The sequence below is a fragment of the Streptomyces sp. AC627_RSS907 genome (genome assembly GCF_019049165.1).
Map to the genome: position 1 here is coordinate 107,953 of NZ_JAGMUE010000127.1, position 19,911 is coordinate 127,863.

Genomic DNA, 19,911 nt, shown 5'->3' on the forward strand with positions numbered 1-19,911 from the left:
ATAGTCCGCCACCTTCGACGCGAACATCGTCTGCCGGGCGCCCTTGTCCCCGCCCGGACCGGTGAACCCCTGCTCGTCACCCGCGTAGATCACCGGGTTGCCCCGGGACAGGAACATCAGCTCGTGCGCGAACCGGTCACGGCGCAGCAGCTCGGCGTCGTCCGCGCCCGGATTGTCCTGGCTGACGAAGCTCCCGATGCGGCCCATGTCGTGGTTGCCCAGGAAGGTCACCTGTTCATAGGCGTTGGCCTTGTCGGTGGTGTAGCGGTGGTCCTGGGCGAGAATGCCGGACAGGACGGTCGCGGGCTTGTCCTGGGAGGCGTATCCGCGAATGGCGTTCTGCAGGGGGAAGTCGAGGGTGGCGTCGAGCCGGCCCCGAGTCACATAGGGCGACGTGACGGCCGGGTCGGAGGAGAGGGTCTCGCCGAAGATGAAGAAGTCCTCGCGCCCCTTCTTCGCGGCGTAGGCGTCGATCGCCGTGGCCCACCGGGTCCAGAACGGCATGTCGACGTTGCGGACCGTGTCGACGCGGAAGCCGTCGATGTCGAAGTCCTTGACCCACCTCTGGTAGATCTTCTCCAGGCCCCTCACGACCTCGGGGCGCTCGGTCCACAGGTCGTCGAGACCGGTGTGGTCGCCGTAGAGGCCGCTCTCACCGACGAAGGTGGAGTCACCCCGGTTGTGGTACATCGTGGGGTCGTTCAGCCACGCCGGAACCTTGGCGTCGGCCTCGTCCTCGTTCACCACGGGTGTGTACGGGAAGCCGTCCCGGTCGACCTCCCCCATGCCGGTGCTGTCGTCGAACGGGCGGCCCTCGGTGTCGAGATAGGGGTAGGCGCCCTTGGGACGGTAGCCGTACTTCTTCTCGACGTTCGTGACGGTGTCGGCGGTGTGGTTGGTGATGACGTCGAAGAAGACCTTCATGCCCTTGGCATGGGCCTTGTCGACGAGCTCCGCGAGCTCGGCGTTGGTGCCGAAATGCGGATCGACCTGGGTGAAGTCGGTGATCCAGTAGCCGTGGTAGCCGGCGGACTCCCCGCCGCCCTGCACCGGTTTGTTCTTGAAGATCGGTGCCATCCAGATCGCGGTGGTGCCCAGGCCCTTGATGTAGTCGAGCTTCTTGATCAGGCCCTTCAGGTCACCGCCCTGGTAGAAGCCCTTGTCGGTGGGGTCGAAGCCCGTCGTGGTCCGGTCCCCGGTGAGGCCTCCGCGGTCGTTGGCCGTGGAGCCGTTGGCGAACCGGTCCGGCAGCAGGAAGTAGGACTGCTCCCGGGTGAGGTCGTGCCGGGCGGGCTCGGCGGCGAGTCGGGCGTCGGACGGCGGGCCGGGCGCGCCGGGTGCCGCGACCGCAGGCTGCGCCGTGCCCAGCGCCGTGGCGAGCAGTGCCGCCACGACGACCGAGGCGGCCGTGGGACGTGGCGTGCTTCCACGACGTGTGCGGCTTCTTCGGCCACTCCAACTGCTGGGGCCACTCTGGCTGCTTGGGCCGCTCTGGCTGCTTGGGCCACTTCGGCCGCTTCGGTCGGTGAACGAACCGGTCACTTCCCGGGTCCTTCCGGTCGACTGTCTTCGATGCGCACGCTGGTGGCACCCAACAGGGCGCCGTTGTCCGCGCGTTGGGTGGCGATCAACTGGGCAGCGAGCGCCTCGCCGATGCGGTGGCGGTCCCTGGAGTCCACGCGGAACGCCGAGGCCTGTGCGTACTGTGGGTAGCGGGACTTCTGGGCCTCGGTCAGCTCGGTCGGCACCAGCCGCAGCCACCGCCCCTCGTGGGAGAGCGCGCCGTTCTCGACGGTGAGGTCGCGCTCGGCGGCGTACACCAGTTGCCCGCTGGCCACGCCGGTGCCCTCACCCGCCCACACGACGGTGGCGTCACCGATCCAGGCGGCCTCCGATGCGCCCAGGTCCAGGCCGAAGGCGCCACCGAGAGAGGGTGACAGGTAGGTGGGGTCGCCCGCCACGCGCCAGACCTCGTGCCCGTGCAGGGAGAAGTCGAGGGCCTCGTCGACGGGCACGTCCTTCTCCTCCTTCTTGTGCAGGATGTAGCTGAGGGAGGCGGCTCCGTCCTTCAGCGGCACCTCGAAGACGAGCCCGAAGGGGTCCTCGCGCACCGGCTGGACGGGGTCGTTCCATTCGGGCGGATCAGCGGACCCCGTCCAGGTGTGCAGGCCCCACCCCTCGTAGTCCCCGTCGGGCCGGTGGTAGTGCAGGACGGCCTTGGTCACGTCCTGCGGTGGGTACGCGGCGTCCGGCCTGGCCGTCCGGACGGTCGCGCTGTCCTCCTCGGTCCACACCTCGCCGGTCGCGGTGAAGTCGAAGGCACGCTCCGGCCCGTCTGCCACACCCTCCTTCTCGATGGTGAACCGGATGGTGTCGGCGCCGGCGGCGGGCGTGATCCACGCGAAGGCCCCGTAGGCGTCGCGGCCGGCGAAGCGGGCCGTCGTACCGTCGGCGGTGCGCAGGAGCAGCCCGTCGTAGTCGCCGTCGGCCCGCCGGTGGTGGACGACCGCGTGGTGCCGCTGCGCCGTGGGTTTCCCGAGGACGGGTGGTTGTCCGGCGGTGGTGGCCGCGGTGGCGCTCGCCGTGCGTCCGGCGCTGTCGATCACGACGGCCTTGTAGCGCAGAGGTGTTCCGGCCCGCACCGTGCCGGGCAGGTGCTGGGTCACCCTGTAGGGGGCGTGGTCGGCCGAACCCAGGGTCCGCCACGGCCCGTTACCGACCTGGGCGGCGAACACGACCCGGTTCAGCCGGCCGCCGTCCACCGCCGCGGTGACCTCCACATCACCGGTGGCACCGGCCGCCGGCGCCCGCACCGACACCGACGGCCCGGCGGCAGGAGCACCAAGCGGCTTCGCCGCCTTCAGCACCACCGCGGACAACGCCGGAACCTCCACCGCCACCTTCCTGTCACCGCCACTGGTCACCCGCGCCGACGACCCGTACACACCACGGAAGTCCATCCCCGCCGAGTACGTCGGCACCCCGACCGTCCGGGACCGCTCGGCGTTGTTCACCGCCACCACGTACTCGACCCCGTCCTCCAGGTCCGTGCGCGAGAACGCGTACACCCCCCGCCCGTCGTCCGCGTACCGCTCCTCCTGCACACCGTCACGCAACGCGGGATGCCGCTTCGTCAGCTTCGACAACGCCGCGATCGACCGGTACAGCGGATGACCCCGGTCGTACGCGTCCGAGGCATGCGTACGGTCCGTACCGATCTGGTCGTCGTCCAGGTACTCCGCCACCTCCGATGCGAACATCGTCTGCCGGGCGTACACGTCGTCCGCCGACCCGGTGAACCCCTGCTCGTCACCCGCGTAGATCACCGGGTTGCCCCGGGACAGGAACATCAGCTCGTGCGCGAACCGGTCACGGCGCAGCAGCTCGGCGTCGTCCGCGCCCGGATTGTCCTGGCTGACGAAGCTCCCGATGCGGCCCATGTCGTGACTGCCGAGGAAGGTCACCTCGCCGTACGCGTTGGCCTTGTCGGTGGTGTAGCGGTAGTCCTGGGCCAGGACGTGCGCGAGGTCACGCGTGGGTCCGCCGCGGGACGCGTAGTTGCGCACCGCGGCCTGCAGGGGGAAGTCGAGGGTGGCGTCGAGCCGGCCCTCCGTCAGGTAGGGCGCCATGACGACGGGGTCGGCGGAGAAGGCTTCCGCGAAGATGAAGAAGTCCGGCTTCCCCTGCCGGGCCGCGTAGGCGTCCAGGGCCGTGGCCCACTGGGTCCAGAAGGTCATGTTGACGTTCTTCGCCGTGTCGACGCGGAAGCCGTCGATGCCGAAGTCCTTCACCCACGTCTCGTAGATGCGCCGCATGCCCTCGACGACCTCGGGGCGCTCCGTCCACAGGTCGTCGTTGCCGATGAAGTCGCCGTACAGAGCGCTCTCGCCGGCGAAGGTGGAGTCGCCCCGGTTGTGGTACATCGTGGGGTCGTTCAGCCACGCCGGAACCTTGGTGTCGTGCTCGCCGGTGCGGTTCCACGGTGTGTACGGGAAGCCGTCCCGGTCGATCTCCCCCATGCCGGTGCTGTCGTCGAACGGGCGGCCCTCGGTGTCGAGATAGGGGTAGGCGCCCTTGGAGCGGTAGCCGTACTTCTCCTCCGCGTAGTCGACGGTGTCGGCGGTGTGGTTGGTGATGACGTCGAAGAAGACCTTCATGCCCTTGGCATGGGCCTTGTCGACGAGCTCCGCGAGCTCGGCGTTGGTGCCGAAATGCGGATCGACCTGGGTGAAGTCGGTGATGGAGTAGCCGTGGTAGTTGGCCATCTCCTGGCCGGCCGTGGTCTGCACGGGCTTGTTCCTGAAGACCGGTGCCATCCAGATCGCGGTGGTGCCCAGGCCTTTGACGTAGTCGAGTTTCTTGATGAGGCCCTTCAGGTCACCGCCCTGGTAGAAGCGCTTGTCGGTCGGGTCGTATCCGGTCTGCGAGCGGTTGCCGGTGAGGCCGCCCCGGTCGTTGGAGGTGGTTCCGTTGGCGAAGCGGTCAGGCAGCACCAGGTAGAACTGCTCGCGCGAGGGTGCGGGCCGCGCCGGTGTGCGGGCGAGCGCGCGGTCGGACGGTGGTCGTGGGGCCGCGGCATCGGCGGACGGGGTGGTGGGTGGCAGGGCCGACAGCACCGAAAGGAACAGTGCGGCGGCCGAGATCCGGGCGGTTGCGCGCCGGGACGGTAAACCGGTCATGGGGCCTTTCTCCTCACCGGTCGAACGGGATGGTCCGCCTGGTCCGCGCCGGCCGGAGCCGGCACGGGCGAGGCGGGCCGCCCGGTTCCCCTCGCGTGGCGAGCCGGGCGGTCCTTCGGTCGGCGAGACGGAGCGCTCTTCCCGGTCAGTTGCGCCAGGTGTCGCTCAGCAGTGTCTTGCCGTCGGACGGGACGGTGGCGGTGCGGTTGCCGCCGCTCTCCCAGGTGACGTTGCCGGAGGCGTCCTTGCGGAGGAACTTGTACGCGAAGGACGTTCCGGCCGGGAGGGCGACGTCGAGCTTCCAGACGGGGTAGGCCGCCGGGTCGAGCTTGAGCGCGTCGGCCGGATTCCAGTTGCCGAGCGCGGGGTTGTTGCCCGTGACGTAGATGTTCTCGCCCCAGGCGGTGGTGGCGCCGACGCTGAACGAGGCGCCGGCGGTCTCACCGGGGTTTCCGCCGCCCGGGTCGGTGCAGCTGGTCGCCCCGGTGTGCAGGGCGAGCGCCGTGTTGGCGCCGAGGGTCGCGGTGAACTGTCCGGAGCCGTTCACGGTGACGGGCTTGCCGCTCTGGACGTCGCAGTACGTGCCGGCGGGCAGCGACGTCTGGAAGGTGCGGGTCAGCGAGCCGGACTCGTGGTTGATCGCGACGTAGGCCTTGCTGCCGCGGCCGAAGGCGATGGCGTTGTTGCCGTTGTCCCACCAGTTGGTCACCGCCGCACCGCCCGCGGTGTTGCGGAACCCGACCATGCCGGCGATCTCGCGCCAGGCGTGCTGGCACTTCCACCCGTCGGTGTAGCAGGCTTTCACCTGGCCGTTGTCGGGTCCGCCCGCGTCGCTGGTGAACTCGTAGCCGGAGTGGACGTCCGGGGAGCCGTAGGGCCAGGCCAGCATGAAGACGTGGGCGAGCGTGTAGGTGGCGCCGTCCTTGTAGGTCAGCGTGGTGTCATGGCGCTCGGTGTCGTGGTTGGCCACGAAGGTGGCGGCCTTGCTGCTGGGGACGTAACCCCAGGCCTCGCCGAGGTTCTTCAGGTAGGCCAGCTTCTCACCGGAGAAGACCCGCTTCAGGTCCCTGCCGTACGAGAACTCCTGGACGTCTCCGGTGCCGGTGTACTGGCCGGGCTGGACGGCCTCGCCGGAGGCCCCGATGGTCTCCTGCTTCCAGTAGACACCCGGGTCGCCGAGCCGGCTCTTGATGTCGGCGAGGTCGCCCGGCGGGATGTGCTTGGCCGCGTCGATGCGGAATCCGTCCACGCCGAGGGAGAGCAGGTCGTTCATGTACCCGGCGATCGTCCTGCGGACGTGCTCCTCGCCGGTGTCCAGGTCGGGCAGGCCGGCCAGTTCGCAGTGGTGGACGTTCCAGCTCTCCCCGTAGTTGTTGATGTTCCTCGTGCAGTCGTCCATGTCGGACGCGGAGTAGAGGCCGGGGTAGTCGTACTTGCTGTAGCGGGAGCCGCCGGTGCCCGTGCCGGCGCTGTTGGCCATGTGGTTGATCACCGTGTCCACGACAACCTTGACGCCGGCGGCGTGGCAGGTGTCGACCATGTTCCTGAAGGCGTTCCGGTCGCCCAGTCTCGTGGCGATCCGGTAGCTGACGGGCTGGTACGCGGTCCACCACTGCGGGCCCTGGACCCGCTCGTTCGGTGGTGACACCTGTACGTACCCGTATCCGTCCGGGCCGAGGTCGTCCGTGCAGGCCTTGGCGACCGAGTCGAAGTTCCACTCGAACATCACCGCGGTGACGTCCTTGTCGCCGGGCGGCTGGGCCTGTGCGGGTCCAGGTGCCGTGACGACCACAGCGGCTCCCGCCACGAGGGCGAGTGCAGTGGCCACGGTCTTGTTGGCCATCGTTCCTCCTGATCCACCTGATGGGGATGAGAGGCCTTCCCGCAGCAACGCGCCTTGCCCGACAGGCCTGTGAGATCTCTTGCTGAAACACGGCTGCAAGAGCTTGCGGTCGAGACCGTACGAGCCCCTGTACTTTCGGTCAACCCCTCCTGCCGGACTCGTCGTTCTCCACACCAGAAGGACAACTACGCTGCTCGGTAGGTGGATCGGGGGAACGCAAACCCTTTCGTCGGCGTTTCAGAGGTGTTACGTTCAATCAACGTCCGGTTCGGCGGGCCGGAGGCCTGATGTCATGTTCGGGCCCACGCGCCCGGCCCGCCGACCGCCCGCTGGCCGCCCGTCGGCCGATGGCTTTCCGGGGAGCGACGACGCGTGCGCGCGTCGGGCCGCTCCCAGAGACCCGAAAGCGGGCGACACCTCGCAGCCCCGTCGGTTTCCCCATGCGGTGGGCCCGGTGACGGCCGACGGGTAAAGTTCACTGCCATGACCACGCGGCTTGCCGACATCGCGGCCCGGGCGGGCGTCAGCAAGGCGACGGTCAGCCGTGTGCTCAACGGTGCGCGCGGCGTGGCCGAGGGCACCCGCGTTTCCGTACTCGCCGCGCGCGACGCGCTGGGCTACGCGTACCCGTCGCGGCAGCGCCGCGCGGAGCTGGTCGGTCTGATCACGCCGGAGCTGGACAACCCCGTCTTCCCCGCGTTCGCCGAGGTGATGGGGCAGGCGCTGACCCGTCAGGGGTACACACCCCTCCTGGCAACGCAGACACCGGGAGGTTCGACCGAGGACGAGCTCACCGAGATGCTCGTGAGCCGCGGGGTGGCCGGCATCGTCTTCGTCTCCGGACTGCACGCCGACACCACCGCGGGTACCGAACGGTACGACCGGCTGCGTGCACGGCGCGTGCCCTTCGTGCTCGTCAACGGGTTCTCCTCCCGGATCGAGGCGTGCTTCGTCTCCCCGGACGACCGGGCCGCCATGCGTCTGACCGTGGCGCACCTGGCCGAGCTGGGGCACGACCGCATCGGGCTCGCGCTCGGGCCGGAGCGGTTCGTGCCGGTACAGCGCAAGATCGAGGGCTTCCGTGCCGCCATGCGAAGTCAACTGGGTCTGTCGGCACGGGAGTCCGACGACCTGGTCGAGCATTCGCTGTTCACCCTGGAGGGGGGTCAGGCCGCGGCGTCCGCACTGATCGACAGGGGCTGCACGGCCGTCGTGTGCGCCAGCGACATGATGGCCCTCGGCGCCGTCCGGGCGGCGCGGCAGAAGGGACTCGCGGTGCCCGGTGACATCTCGGTCGTCGGCTTCGACGACTCGCTGCTCATCGCCTTCACCGATCCTCCCCTGACCACCGTCAGACAGCCCGTCAGGGCGATGGGGCAGGTGGCCGTGGACGCGCTGCTGGAGGAGATGGGCGGTACGCCGCCGCCCCGCACCGAGTTCGTCTTCATGCCGGAACTGGTGGTCCGGGGATCCACCGCCGCCGGTCCCCGTGCCGGTCGGCGCCCGGCGCGGGGCCGGCGCTGACCGGCCGGCCCCACCGGACGCACTCACGCGGCGGCGAGCAAGGGAGCCCACCAGTCGGAGTGGCGCTTGTACCACTCCGCGGTGTCGGCCAGGGCTGCCTCGAAGTCGGTGAGCGGCCGGTAACCGAGTTCCCGGGTGATCTTGCTGTGGTCGACCGCGTAGCGCCGGTCGTGCCCCTTGCGGTCCTCGACGTGCACGATCCGCTCCGGACCGGCGCCGCACAGTGCCAGCAGCCGGTGCGTCAGGTCCAGGTTGGGCAGCGAGGTGCCGCCCCCGATGTTGTAGACCTCTCCCGGCCGGCCGGACGTGCGGACGAGTTCCACGGCCCTGACGTGGTCGTCGACGTGCAGCCAGTCACGCACGTACTGTCCGTCGCCGTAGAGCGGGACGGTGCCGCCGGACAGGAGGCGGGCCAGGAAGCGTGGGATGAGCTTCTCCGGATGCTGGTGGGGGCCGAAGTTGTTCGAGCAGCGGGTCACCCGGACGTCCAGACCGTGGGTGTGGTGGTGGGCGAGGGCGACCAGGTCCGAGGCCGCCTTCGACGCCGCGTACGACGAGGTGGGACGCAGGGGGTCGCTCTCCTTGGCGGCCCCGTGCGCGAGGGAACCGTACACCTCGTCGGTGGAGACGTGCACGAAGGTGCGTACGCCGTGGCGGAGCGCGGCGTCGAGCAGGACCTGGGTGCCCAGCACGTTGGTGCGGACGAAGGAGCCGCCGTCCACGATGGAGCGGTCGACGTGCGACTCGGCCGCGAAGTGCACGATGTGGTCGTGGCGTTCGGCCAGGGCGTTCACCAGGGACGGGTCGCACACGTCGCCCTGGACGAAGGTGAGGTCGGGGTGATCGCGCACCGTGTGGAGCCGGGCGAGGCTGCCGGCGTAGGTGAGTTTGTCGAGGACGGTCACCGCCGTGCCCCCGGGCGCCGTGGGCGACAGGAGGTGGCGGACGTAGGCGGAGCCGATGAAACCCGCGCCGCCGGTGACGAGGATGCGTGCGTTCATGGGGTGAGATACACCTTGCTGTGGTCGCCGATCACGAGCCGGTGGGCCTGCGGGAGACGGGGAGCCGGCCGCACGACGGCGCCGCGGCCGATGAGGGACGCCTCCAGTCGGGACGTCCCCTCGACCTGGGCGCCGCGCAGCAGGACGGAGTACTCGATGGCGCTGTCCTCGACCCGGCAGTCCTCCCCGATGGAGGTGTACGGGCCGACGCTGGAGTTGCTGACGACGGCACCCGCGCCGATGACCACCGGGCCCACGACGCGTGAGGCACGCACCACCGCGCCCTCGGCCACCCGGACCCGGCCGACGAGCACGCTGTGCGCGTCGACCTTGCCCTCGACCCGCCCCTCCAGCCCGTCCAGGACGTGGCGGTTGACCTCCAGCATGTCCTCCGTGCTGCCGGTGTCGCGCCAGGGACCGGTGGTGGTCTCGGCACGTACGCGCAGCCCTCGGTCGATCATCCACTGAATGGCGTGGGTGAGTTCCAGCTCGCCGCGCGCGGAGGGAGTGATGGCCCGCACCGCGTCGTGCACGGCCGGGCTGAAGGCGTACACGCCGATGAGCGCGAACGGGCTGCGGGGGGTGTCGGGCTTCTCCTCCAGACGCAGCACGTTCCCCTCGGCGTCGACCTCCGCGACGCCGAAGGCGGACGGGTCCGCGACCGGGGTGAGCAGCAGCCGGGCCGCCGCGGGGTCGGTGGCCGAGAGACGGGCGAAGTCCGTGACGCCCTGCTGGAGGTAGTTGTCGCCCAGGTAGAGCAGGAAGTCGTCGTCGCCCAGGAAGTCGCGGGCGATGCGTACCGCGTGCGCGAGACCGAGCGGGCTGGGCTGCTGGAGGTACGTGATGCGTAACCCGAAAGCGGCGCCGTCACCCGTCAGTTCGCGGATCTCCCGGCCGTACGCGCCCACCACGACACCGACCTCGCGAATGCCCGCCGCGGCGAGGGATTCCAGCGCGTAGAACAGCACGGGTTTGTTGGCGATGGGAAGCAGCTGCTTGGCGCCGGTGTGGGTGAACGGCCTCAGTCTGCTGCCGGTGCCACCCGCCAGGACCAGGGCCTTCACCTCGGCCTCCGGTGGGGCGAGCCGGTCTTGGGGCGTGTTCTCACAGGTCCCTCCTCGAACGTGAGGCGTGGTGTCGCCGTAAGCCACCCCGACTCAAGCAGAGCGCCACCGGTTTCCGCAACAACTTTCTGAAACCATCCGCAAGGTCTTGCAGTGTTCTGCGTTCAAGTGTTTGACTCAACGCCGAGCCGCCAACGGTGGTGCACCACACCGGAGTTCGCTGGCGATCACGAGCAGTCGGCCCGACGAGCGGGGGCAGCAATGACAGGCTTACGGCAAGCGGAGTACCTGGCCCGGGAGGCCCGGCACCTGGCACCGGGCGCTTCCGAGGAGGCCGCCCACGGGCGCCGGGTGTTCACCGAGGGACGCGGTCCCGTGCTGACCGACCTCGACGGCAACCAGTACCTCGACTTCGCGGCCGGCACCCTCACCCAGTCCCTGGGCCACGGCCACCCGGAGGTTGTCGAGGCGCTCACCGCACAGGCCCGCCGCCTGTGGAACGTCCACGACAGTGCCACACCGGACCGTGCCGGGCTCCTCGAACTGCTGGCCAGACTCCTGCCCGAACAGCTCGACACCTACGCCTTCTTCTCCACCGGCGCGGAGGTGGTCGAGGCCGCCCTGCGCGTCGTCCAGGCGACCGCGCCACCGGGCCGCAACCGGATCGGCGCCCTGCGCCACGGCTTCCACGGCAAGACCATGGGCGCCCGGATGCTCGTGCACTGGGACGTCGGCCACCAGTCCTTCAGCGGCAACAGCGTGCTGGGATACAGCCCCTACTGCTACCGCTGCCCCCTGGAACTGGAGTACCCGTCGTGCGACGTGCGCTGCGCGACGCTCGTGCGCAGGCACATCGCCGAGAAGCCCCACGTCTCCGCGCTCGTCTTCGAGCCCGTCCTCGGCGCGGCAGGCGTGATCGTGCCACCGCCGGGCTACTGGGAGCGCATCACCGAAGCCTGCCGGGACAGCGGCGTCCTGCTCGTCGCGGACGAGGTCCTCACCGGCGGCGGCCGCACGGGGGCCTTCCTCGCCAGTGAACTCCTCGGCGTCGAACCGGATCTGGCGATGCTGTCCAAAGGCACGGCGAGCGGATTCCCCTTCGCCGTGCTCGCCGGCCGCGGAGAGCTGCTGCGCAGGCCGGAAGCGGCCACCACGGGGGCGTACGCCTCGACGTACGCGAGCAATCCGCTGGGGATCGCCGCCGCCCGCGCCACCCTCGAAGTCGTCGAGCGCGACCGGCTGATCGAGCGCGTCCGCGTCCTCGGCGAGATCATGGCGGACCGCCTCGGCGCCCTGCGGTCCCGCTTCCCCCGGCAACTGGGCCAGGTCCGGGGCCTCGGGCTGCTGTGGGGACTGGAGTTCGTCACCGACCCCACCAGTCGCACACCCGCGCCCGAGGTCGCCCGGGCCGTCTACACGACGGCGCTCGATCTGGGGCTGCGCACCTCCCTCGGCGGCCACATCCTGCGCCTGGCGCCGCCCTTCACCCTCGACGAGGCCGTGCTCGACGAAGGCCTGCGCCTGCTGGACAAGGCCGTTGAGCGGGTGGTCGCGTGATCGTGGCGGAGCACCTCGTCAAGGAGTTCCGGCTGGCCGAACGCAAACCCGGCCTGCTCGGCAGCCTCTCCACCCTCCTCACCCGTCAGTACCGCGTCGTGCGCGCCGTCGACGACATCTCCTTCGAGATACCCGCCGGCACCAAGACCGCGTACATCGGGGCCAACGGCGCCGGCAAATCGACCACGATCAAGATGCTGACCGGCATCATGACCCCCACCTCCGGCCGCTGCCTGGTCGCCGGGCTGGAGCCGTACAAGCACCGGCAGCGCAACGCCCGCACCATCGGCGTCGTCTTCGGACAGCGCAGCCAGCTCTGGTGGGACCTCTCGGTGCCCGACTCCTTCCGCATCCTGCGCCGCGTCTACGACATCCCCGGCCCGGTCTACCGGCGCAATCTCGACCTGTTCCGGGAACTCCTCGACATCGACGCGCTGGGTGCCACGCCCGTACGCCAGCTCAGCCTCGGACAGCGCATGCGCGCCGAGATCGCGGCGAGCCTGCTGCACGATCCCTCCGTCCTGTTCTGGGACGAACCGACGATCGGCCTCGACATGGTGCTCAAGGACGCGGTGCGCCATCTGGTCAACCGGGCCCACCAGGAGCTGGGCACCACCGTGGTGCTCACCAGCCACGACATCGCCGACATCGCCGCGATCTGCGACAGCGCCCTGGTCGTCGACCACGGGCGGGTCGTCCACCAGGGCACCCTCCAGGACCTGCTGCGCACGGCCGACCACCGTTCGGTCGTCTTCGACCACCGGGACGGCACCACGGCCGCGACCGTACGGACCCGCATCGAAGCCGGTCTGCCGGGCGTGCACGCCACGCCGGACGACGGCGGCCGTGTCCGCGTCGACTACCCCACCGGCCGCTACACCTCCCGGCAGGTCCTCACCTTCCTCCTGGACCACTTCGACCTCGCCGACTGGTACGCCCCCGAACCCGGCCTCGAGGACGTGCTCCGCAAGATCTACGACCGCTCGCGCGTTCCCGGCCACGCCCGCGACGGAGCCGCATGACCGCCCGCCTGCGCCGCTACACGCCGTTCGCCACCAGCGGCCTGCAGTCCCTGCTGCAGTACCGCTCGATGTTCGCGATGACCGCCGTCACCGCGGCCGCCGGAGCGGCGGTGACCGTCTTCCTGTGGCGCGCCGTGTACGCGGGCACGCCCGGCCGCGGACCCGGCGGCTTCACCGTGGAGGACATCACGACCTACCTGCTGGTGGCCCAGGTCCTGCAGGTGCTGCACACCAACCGGGTGGACGACGAAGTCGCGGCCGAGGTGTACCGGGGGGACGTCGCGGTCATGCTCGTGCGCCCCGTGAGCTACCCGGTGATGCGGTTCTTCGCCTGCCTGCCCGTGGTGGGGGCCAACGCGGTGCTGGTCGGCCTGCCCGTCCTCGGCCTGTTCGCCCTGCTCGTGCCGCTCAGCGCGCCCCGGCCGGCGGATCTGCTGCTGTTCGCCGTGTCCACCACCCTCTCGGTGCTGCTGGCCTTCTGCGTCAACCTGCTGACCGGCATGACCGGCTTCCTCACCACCAACACCTGGGGGGTGCGGATGGTCAAGCAGAGCGTCGTCGCCTTCTTCGCCGGGCAACTCGTGCCCATCGCGCTGATGCCCGGCCCGCTGGCCGCGCTCGCGAAGGCCCTGCCCTTCCGCGGCATGGTCGACGGTCCCCTGACCCTGCTGCTCGGCCGCTACCACGGCTGGACGGACGCCGCCGGGCTGCTCGCCCAGCAGATGGCCTGGGCGGCCGGCCTGGCACTGCTGTGCGCCGCGCTCTGGCGCGCCGCCCTCGGACGGCTGGAGGTGCTCGGCGGATGACGCGCACGATGTCACGGTACCTACGGCTCTCGTGGTTCCTCGGCGGGGTCGGCCTGCACCGGCTGGCGGCCTACCGCACGGACTTCGTGCTCGGCGCGGGCGCGTTCCTGGTGCGGGTGGGCGTCCAGACGGCGGTCGTGGGCCTCGTCTTCCGGCAGGTCCCCGCCGTGGGCGGCTGGTCGTACGAGGAGGTGCTGTTCCTGCTGGGGTTCTCCCTGCTGCCGCGCGGGCTCGACCACCTCTTCACCGACCAGCTGTGGGAACTGGGCCGCAAACTGGTCCAGCGCGGCGAGTTCTACCGCTACCTCGTCAGGCCGGTCGACCCCCTGTTCTCCCTGCTGTCGGAGCGCTTCTTCCACCCCGACGGGCTCGGCGAACTCGTCGTCGGCGCCGTACTGGTGGGGTACGCGGGAAGCGAGCTCGGCCTGTCCCTCACCGCCGCGCAGTGGGCGCTGGCACCGCTGCTCGTCCTGTGCGGGGCGCTGCTGCACACCTCGGTGAAGCTGTTCTTCGCCTCCCTCTCCTTCTGGACCGTGACGAGCATGCCCGCGATGTACGCGGCCAGTCAGGTGTCGGAGTTCTCCTCCTACCCCCTGGACATCTACCACCCCTCGCTGCGGACCCTGCTCACCTGGATCCTGCCCTTCGCCTTCACCGCCTACGTGCCCAGTGCCTACCTGCTGACCGGCGCCACGGGTCTGCTCGGCTGGCTCCCCGTGGTGACCGCCGGTGCCCTGGCGCTCGCCCTGACCGTCTGGCGCCGCGGCGTCAACCGATACGAGATGACCGGAAGTTGAGTCGGGCATGATACGAAACGACGATCTCGGCCCCCTGCTGCGCACAGCCCCGTGGATGCCCGAGGAAGACCGGAGGGCCGCTCGCTTCGAGTGCGTCGACCACGCGGAACTCGGCGCCGCAGCCCGCCTGCTGGTCGTGGCCGCCGTCGGCGGACCCTCGCCCGGACGACGCTACTTCGTGCCGGTCCGGCCGGACCCGACGGGTGCCGGCGTCGAAGAGGCCCACGGCAGCGCCGAGTACGACGCCGCCGCCCTGGACGCGGTCTGCGCCGACCGCCGTCTGCCCACGGCCCGCGGTGGCTGGGTGCGCTTCCGCGGTGCGGGACTCACGGCGCGCTCGGTGCGCCGGCTGCCGTTCGAGCGGGGCTGGTCCTCCAACGTCCTGTCCCTGGTGGAGAACGACGGGGCGGCCTACGTCCACAAGACCTACCGGCGGCTTGACGGGACCGTCCGCGAACCGGAACTCCTGCGGCTGATGAACCGCACCGGCCGCACCCCCGGCTGGGCCGGCGACTACACCTACGTCGACCCCGCCGACGGCACCCACCACCCGTTGGGCGTCTTCTACGGGTACGCACCGGGCGACGGGATCGACCTGCCGCTGAGGCGCAGCATGCGCTCACTGTGGCCGAAGGTGACCGGCGGACACGCGCCCGGCGACCTCGACGCCGTCGTGCGGGAGCACCTGAGCCCGCTGGCGGGGAACCTGCGCGACGCCGGCCGTTTCCTGACCGGCTTCCACCGCGACCTGGCCGGCAGACTCGGCGGCGGCCCCGTAGCGCCGTACCCGGTGCGGGAGGTGCTGGCCCGCGCCACCGCGCGGGTGGCCGCACTGGCCCCGGCGGACATCGCCCTCCCCGCGGCCCCGCGCGCCGCCGCCTTCGCAGCCCTCCGGCAGGAGACCGCCGCGCTGCACGGCGCCTTCGACGCCGCTCCGGCCGGGTTCCCCTCCGGGCCGTGCCACGGCGACCTGCACCTGTCCCACCTGCTGTGCCGGGTGCGGGAGGAGGGAGGCTGGTCGATGAACGTGATCGACATGTCCACCCCGGCCCTGGGCCCCGACCAGGCGGGATGGGCCGCGCAGTCCCCGGTGCAGGACTTCGTCGCCGTCCAGCGCGCACTGGAGTACTTCACCGCCGACGAGGCGGCCTTCGAGAGCGCGCGGCGCCTCGGTCTCGACTCGTCCGAGACCATGCGGGGCGCCCTGGACGGCGCCGACGACTGGCCGCCCGGGCCACGCGCCGCGCTGCGCCTGGTCTTCCACGCCGCCGACGTCTGGCGGGCGCGGGTCCTGCGGCTGTTCCTCGGCCGAACGGCCGACGACCCCCTGCGCCGCCTGCTGTACCTGGGCCGGCTGCTGCACGAGCTCGCCTACAACGTCGAACACGCCCGCCCCTACCACGCCGCGATCGACCTGCGCCACGCCCTCGCGCTCGGCGCCCGTACCCCGGCCCCGACCATCCCAGCAAGGACGTGAACGTGACCGAGCCCCGTATGCACATCATCGAGACCTACTTCGAATGCTGCGGCTTCGACCACACCTTCCTGCAGGGCGGCACCTCGGTGTACCTGTGGAACCTGTCCCGGGCGTTCGCCGCCCGCGGCCACCGGGTCTCCATCGTGACCCCTGCGCACGGCAGACTGGACGACCTGCGCGGCAGGTACGAGGTGGAGGACCTCGACTACGCGGACGAGTACCTCCTGCCGCTGGTCCTGGATCCGGACGTGTGGCACGACCAGCCCGCCGAGGTCCACCTGCCCCTGCGCACCACCGCGCACCGCATCCGCCTCGACGACGTGGACCTGTACTTCCTCTCCAACGACTACCTCGACCGGCTCCCGGACACCTTCTACCCGCCCTACTCCGCCAAGGGCCGGGACCTGGTCTTCTTCAAACCGCTGGTCTTCCAGGTGGACAGCGTGCGCTTCCTGCGCCACTGGTTCGGGGCGGAGAAGGCACTGGTCCACGCGCACGAGCCCTACTACCACTACCTGCTGCCGGCCGCGCTGCGCGACGATCCGCGCAAGTTCGTCGTCAGCACGGTGCAGAGCAACATGCCGATCACCAAGAAGGTCTACGCGCCCGAGGTACGCCGGCTCCTCGAACTCCTGGGAGCCGGGACCGGCCTCCCGCAGGACCCCGCGCCGGCCGGACCGGAACTCGAAGCGGTCTCCCAGTACCAGCAACTGACGCACCTGCACTACGAGTACCCGCCGGACCACGTGGCCCTCTACCTGCTGGTCCTGGAGAACGCCGATCTGATCGACTTCCTCTCGCCGGGCCAGCTCGACTTCTACGCCTCCTTCCTGGACACCCCCTTCGAGGCCCTCTTCGCGCGCCTGCCCCTGGCCGGGGCCGTGAAGGCGAACGCGCACAAGATGTTCGTGGGAGGCTGCGCGATCTCCGACCAGTGGCTCGCCTGGGACCCGCGGGAGGTGGACCGGCCGGCGGTGCTCGCGGGCCTCGGGCTGGACCCCGCGCTGCCCACCTTCTTCCACAACGCGCGCTACGCCCTGCACCACAAGGGCCAGCTGGAGCTGTTGCGCGCCGTCGACCAGGTACTGAGCGACGGCCTGGCCGCGAACTTCGTCGTGCGCTGCATCTCCGGTGCACCGCTCGACGACCCCTACTTCCGGGAGGTCGCCGAACGGCACCGGGGCCGGCTGCACCTGGAGTCGGAACGGGTGGACGAGCGGCGGGTGTTCGAGTACGCGTCGGCCGCCGACTTCTGCCTCTTCCCCTCCAAGTTCGAGATGGACACCTTCCTCATCGCCCAGGGCGAGGCGATGGTCTGCTCAGCGGTGCCCATCGCGACGGCGCAGGAGGGCATGGCGCACTTCCGGCACGCCCGGCCCGAGCCGGAGACCACCGGGCTCGCCGTCAACCGCTCCTTCGCGGAGGACGACCCGCTGCTCACCACCGCGCTGGTGGCGCGCATCCGTGAGGCGGTGACGCTCTGGCACGACGACCCGGCCCGCTACCGGGAGCTGTCCCACCGCGCGGCGGCGGTCGCCCGGCAGTTCACCTGGGAGCACTGCGCGGACCTGCACCTCGCCGCGTTCGGCCGCCTGTGGCGTGGCGAGCCGGCCGCACTGCCCGCCGAACGGGCCCTGCGGCACGGCTGGTTCGACCTGGTGAAGGACGAGGAGATCACCGAGGAGGCGGCGCTGGCCCACGGCGACCTGACGGCGTACGCGCGCCGCGCGCCCGTCGGCCCCTCGGTCGCCCGGCGGTTCTTCCTCGCCGCCTGGGAGCGGGCCGATTTCGCGACCTGTGAGCGGGTCGTGGACCGCTTCCCCACCGCCGTGACCGAAGAGGAGGTGCGCGGCCTGCGCGAGCGGTGCTCGGTCACCGCCGACGGCACGCTGGTGTACCGCCTGCCGCACGCCGAGCGGGTGGAGCTGGTGACCCCGGCCCCGCGCGGCACGGCGGCGCGGGCGCGGCCCGAGGTGCGGGAGCTGCGCCGCACCGGGGCCGGCGCGTTCGAGGGGCCACCGCCCGCACCGGGGGCCCGGCTGCTGCTGACGCTGGCCTCCGGGCGGGTCACCTGGGACGAGGCCCGTCATGGCTGAGCGTGGAGGAGTACGCGCGGTCCTGCTGGCGGGCGGTGAGGGGCGGCGCATGGGTCCGCTGGGCACGGGACGCCTCAAGCCGCTCGTCCCCTACGGCGGCGCCTGCCGCCTGATCGACTTCAGCCTCGCCAACGCGCGCGCCTCGGGACTGGGGGAGGTCCTGCTGCTGTCCCAGTACGAGGAACGCCGGCTGATGGACGACCTGCACGAGGTGTGGAACCGGGACACCGGCTTCCGGGTCCACTTCGGGCCGTACGACGACGCCTACCGGGCCGCGGGGGGCGGGCTCCCCCGCGAGCTGCCCGAGCGCACCTGGCCGGCCGAACGCGGCACCGCGGACGCCCTGATCCGCAAGGCCGGACACGTCTTCGGCGGTGGCCCCGAACAGGTGCTGGTCCTGCACGCCGACCACGTCTACCGTTTCGACTACGGGCCGCTGATCGCGGAGCACCGGGCCTCCGGTGCCGCCCTGACCATCGCCTACCAGCGGATCGAGCGGCGCTGGGTCCACCTGTTCGGGATGGTCCGCTTCGACGGTGCCGGCCGGCTCACCGAGTTCGTGGAGAAGCCCGCCGAACCGACCAGCGACCTGGTCTTCGCCGCGTTCTGTGTCTTCGACGCCGCGGTGCTGCACCGCTACCTGGAGAAGCTCGACGGCACCGACTGGCAGCACGACATCAGCCGGGACGTCATCCCGGCGATGCTCGCGGGCGGCGAGGACATCCGCGGCCACCGGGTCGTCGGGCACTGGGCGGACATCGGGACCGTCGAGCGCTATCACCGGGCGCATCTCCTGCTCGCGGCCGCCGGCCCGCGCGCCGGGCTCCCCGTCGAACGGATGCCCCGGACCGTGCGGCCCGAGGTGGACCGCGGCTGGGTGGCCGACTCCCCGGGCGTGGTCGCCTCGTTGATTCCGGCGGACCTCGTCAACGAAGGCCGGGTGGAGCACAGCGTGCTCTTCCCGGGCGTCACCGTCGGGGCGGACGCGAGGGTGCGGCGCAGCGTGCTGCTGCCGGGCGCCACGGTCCGGCCCGGTCAGGACATCGATTCGGCGGTGGTCCTGGAGAACGGACATGTGCAGCGGGTCGAGGACACCGCGGCCGTCACGGAAGGAACCCGTACATGAGCCAGTCCCCCTACGACGTCCTGGTGGTCGGCGGAGCCGGTGTGGACACCGTCGTCCGCGTCGACGAGCTCCGGATCCCGCCCGGCGACTCGTTGCACGTGCCTCCCGTGCACGACTACGTCGCGCACACCGGCAACGGCGTCGCGCTCGGCTGGCACGCCCTCGGCCTCGCCACGAAGTTCATCGACTTCCTCGGCGACGACCCCCAGGGCCGGGCGGTGCTCGCCGCCTACGCCGAGCGGGGCCTCGACTTCAGCCATCTGGTGTCCCCGCACGGCACTCCGCGCGGCGTCAACCTGGTCGACGCGCAGGGCCGCCGCTTCTCCTTCTACGACTCACGGCACCCGCAGGACCTCCGGCTGCCCCGCGCCTTCTACCTGCCCCACCTGGAGCGGGCCCGTCACGTCCACCTGTCCATCGTCGGGCACAACCGCGACCTGTACGAGGACGTCCACCGGCTCGGGGTGACCAGCTCCACCGACCTGCACGACTGGGACGGCGTCAACCCCCACCACCGCACCTACGCCCTCGCCTCCGACTACGTCTTCATGAGCGCCGCGGCCGTCCACGACCGGCTCGACGAGGTCCTGCACGGCATCGTCGACGAGGGCCGGGCCCGCTTCGTCGTGGCCACCGACGGCGCGGACGGCTGCCACCTGCTGGTGCGGGGCGAGACGACGGTGCGCCACTTCCCCGCGGTGCGGCCGGAGCGGCCGGTCGTCGACAGCAACGGCGCGGGCGACGCCTTCGTCACCGCCTTCCTCCACGCCCACCTCGAGGGGCGGCCGGTGGAGGAGTGCGTCCTGGCCGGATCGGTGTCCGGGGCCTTCGCCTGCGGTGCCGCCGGCACCCACACCGAGTTCATCGACCTGCCCGGTCTGCGCGCGGCCTGCGCCCGGGCCGGCGCGGCGGAGTGAGG

14 protein-coding genes are annotated in these 19,911 nt (G+C 71.1%); 9 read left to right on the plus strand and 5 right to left on the minus strand.

Translation table 11 applies throughout. The annotated features are described in order from the left end of the window. The 3 genes from KUM32_RS43830 to KUM32_RS26695 form a co-directional block, all read right to left on the minus strand. Positions 1 to 1,392: alpha-amylase family glycosyl hydrolase (locus KUM32_RS43830; protein WP_308408724.1), on the minus strand; the 1,392-nt coding region annotated here is incomplete at its 3' end. Between the two features lie 146 nt (positions 1,393 to 1,538). Further along, positions 1,539 to 4,679, minus strand: coding sequence for an alpha-amylase family glycosyl hydrolase (locus tag KUM32_RS44770; protein WP_217144505.1), 3,141 nt, complete (start codon positions 4,677 to 4,679; stop codon positions 1,539 to 1,541). A gap of 145 nt (positions 4,680 to 4,824) precedes the next feature. Continuing rightward, on the minus strand, positions 4,825 to 6,522 hold the full coding sequence (locus KUM32_RS26695; protein ID WP_217144506.1) for a carbohydrate-binding module family 20 domain-containing protein: 1,698 nt from the start codon (positions 6,520 to 6,522) through the stop codon (positions 4,825 to 4,827). Positions 6,523 to 7,005: 483 nt separating this feature from the next. Between KUM32_RS26695 and KUM32_RS26700 the strand changes: the two genes are divergently transcribed. Beyond that, on the plus strand, positions 7,006 to 8,046 hold the full coding sequence (locus KUM32_RS26700) for a LacI family DNA-binding transcriptional regulator (RefSeq protein ID WP_217144507.1): 1,041 nt from the start codon (positions 7,006 to 7,008) through the stop codon (positions 8,044 to 8,046). Positions 8,047 to 8,069: 23 nt separating this feature from the next. Here KUM32_RS26700 and rfbB read toward each other — a convergent pair whose 3' ends face one another. Next, positions 8,070 to 9,047 (minus strand): dTDP-glucose 4,6-dehydratase, encoded by a 978-nt coding sequence (gene rfbB, locus KUM32_RS26705; protein ID WP_217144508.1) that lies wholly within the window; start codon positions 9,045 to 9,047, stop codon positions 8,070 to 8,072. Further along, on the minus strand, positions 9,044 to 10,111 hold the full coding sequence (locus KUM32_RS26710) for a glucose-1-phosphate thymidylyltransferase (RefSeq protein WP_217144509.1): 1,068 nt from the start codon (positions 10,109 to 10,111) through the stop codon (positions 9,044 to 9,046). The genes rfbB and KUM32_RS26710 overlap by 4 nt, the downstream gene beginning before the upstream one ends. A 261-nt stretch (positions 10,112 to 10,372) precedes the next feature. On the opposite strand from KUM32_RS26710, the gene KUM32_RS26715 reads away from it, so the two are divergent. The 8 genes from KUM32_RS26715 to KUM32_RS26750 are packed head-to-tail and all read left to right on the plus strand — an operon-like array spanning position 10,373 to position 19,909. After that, a complete protein-coding gene (locus KUM32_RS26715) occupies positions 10,373 to 11,668 on the plus strand; it encodes an aspartate aminotransferase family protein (protein WP_217144510.1) in 1,296 nt (431 codons plus the stop codon). Beyond that, a complete protein-coding gene (locus tag KUM32_RS26720; RefSeq protein ID WP_217144511.1) occupies positions 11,665 to 12,690 on the plus strand; it encodes an ATP-binding cassette domain-containing protein in 1,026 nt (341 codons plus the stop codon). Before KUM32_RS26715 ends, KUM32_RS26720 begins: the two co-directional genes overlap by 4 nt. Next, entirely contained in the window at positions 12,687 to 13,496 is an 810-nt protein-coding gene (locus KUM32_RS26725; RefSeq protein WP_217144512.1) for an ABC-2 family transporter protein, read from the plus strand. Before KUM32_RS26720 ends, KUM32_RS26725 begins: the two co-directional genes overlap by 4 nt. Next, positions 13,493 to 14,293: an ABC transporter permease gene (locus KUM32_RS26730; protein ID WP_217144513.1), complete on the plus strand. Its 801-nt coding sequence runs from the start codon at positions 13,493 to 13,495 to the stop codon at positions 14,291 to 14,293. The genes KUM32_RS26725 and KUM32_RS26730 overlap by 4 nt, the downstream gene beginning before the upstream one ends. A gap of 7 nt (positions 14,294 to 14,300) precedes the next feature. Then, the gene (locus tag KUM32_RS26735) at positions 14,301 to 15,770 is read left to right on the plus strand and encodes a phosphotransferase (protein ID WP_217144514.1); all 1,470 of its coding nucleotides are present in this window, start codon (positions 14,301 to 14,303) and stop codon (positions 15,768 to 15,770) included. A gap of 2 nt (positions 15,771 to 15,772) precedes the next feature. Continuing rightward, positions 15,773 to 17,866 (plus strand): glycosyltransferase, encoded by a 2,094-nt coding sequence (locus KUM32_RS26740; protein ID WP_308408725.1) that lies wholly within the window; start codon positions 15,773 to 15,775, stop codon positions 17,864 to 17,866. Continuing rightward, positions 17,859 to 18,992, plus strand: a complete 1,134-nt coding sequence (locus KUM32_RS26745; RefSeq protein WP_217144515.1) for a sugar phosphate nucleotidyltransferase — start codon at positions 17,859 to 17,861, stop codon at positions 18,990 to 18,992. The genes KUM32_RS26740 and KUM32_RS26745 overlap by 8 nt, the downstream gene beginning before the upstream one ends. Continuing rightward, a complete protein-coding gene (locus tag KUM32_RS26750; protein WP_217144516.1) occupies positions 18,989 to 19,909 on the plus strand; it encodes a carbohydrate kinase family protein in 921 nt (306 codons plus the stop codon). Before KUM32_RS26745 ends, KUM32_RS26750 begins: the two co-directional genes overlap by 4 nt. The last annotated feature ends 2 nt before the right edge of the window (positions 19,910 to 19,911 follow it).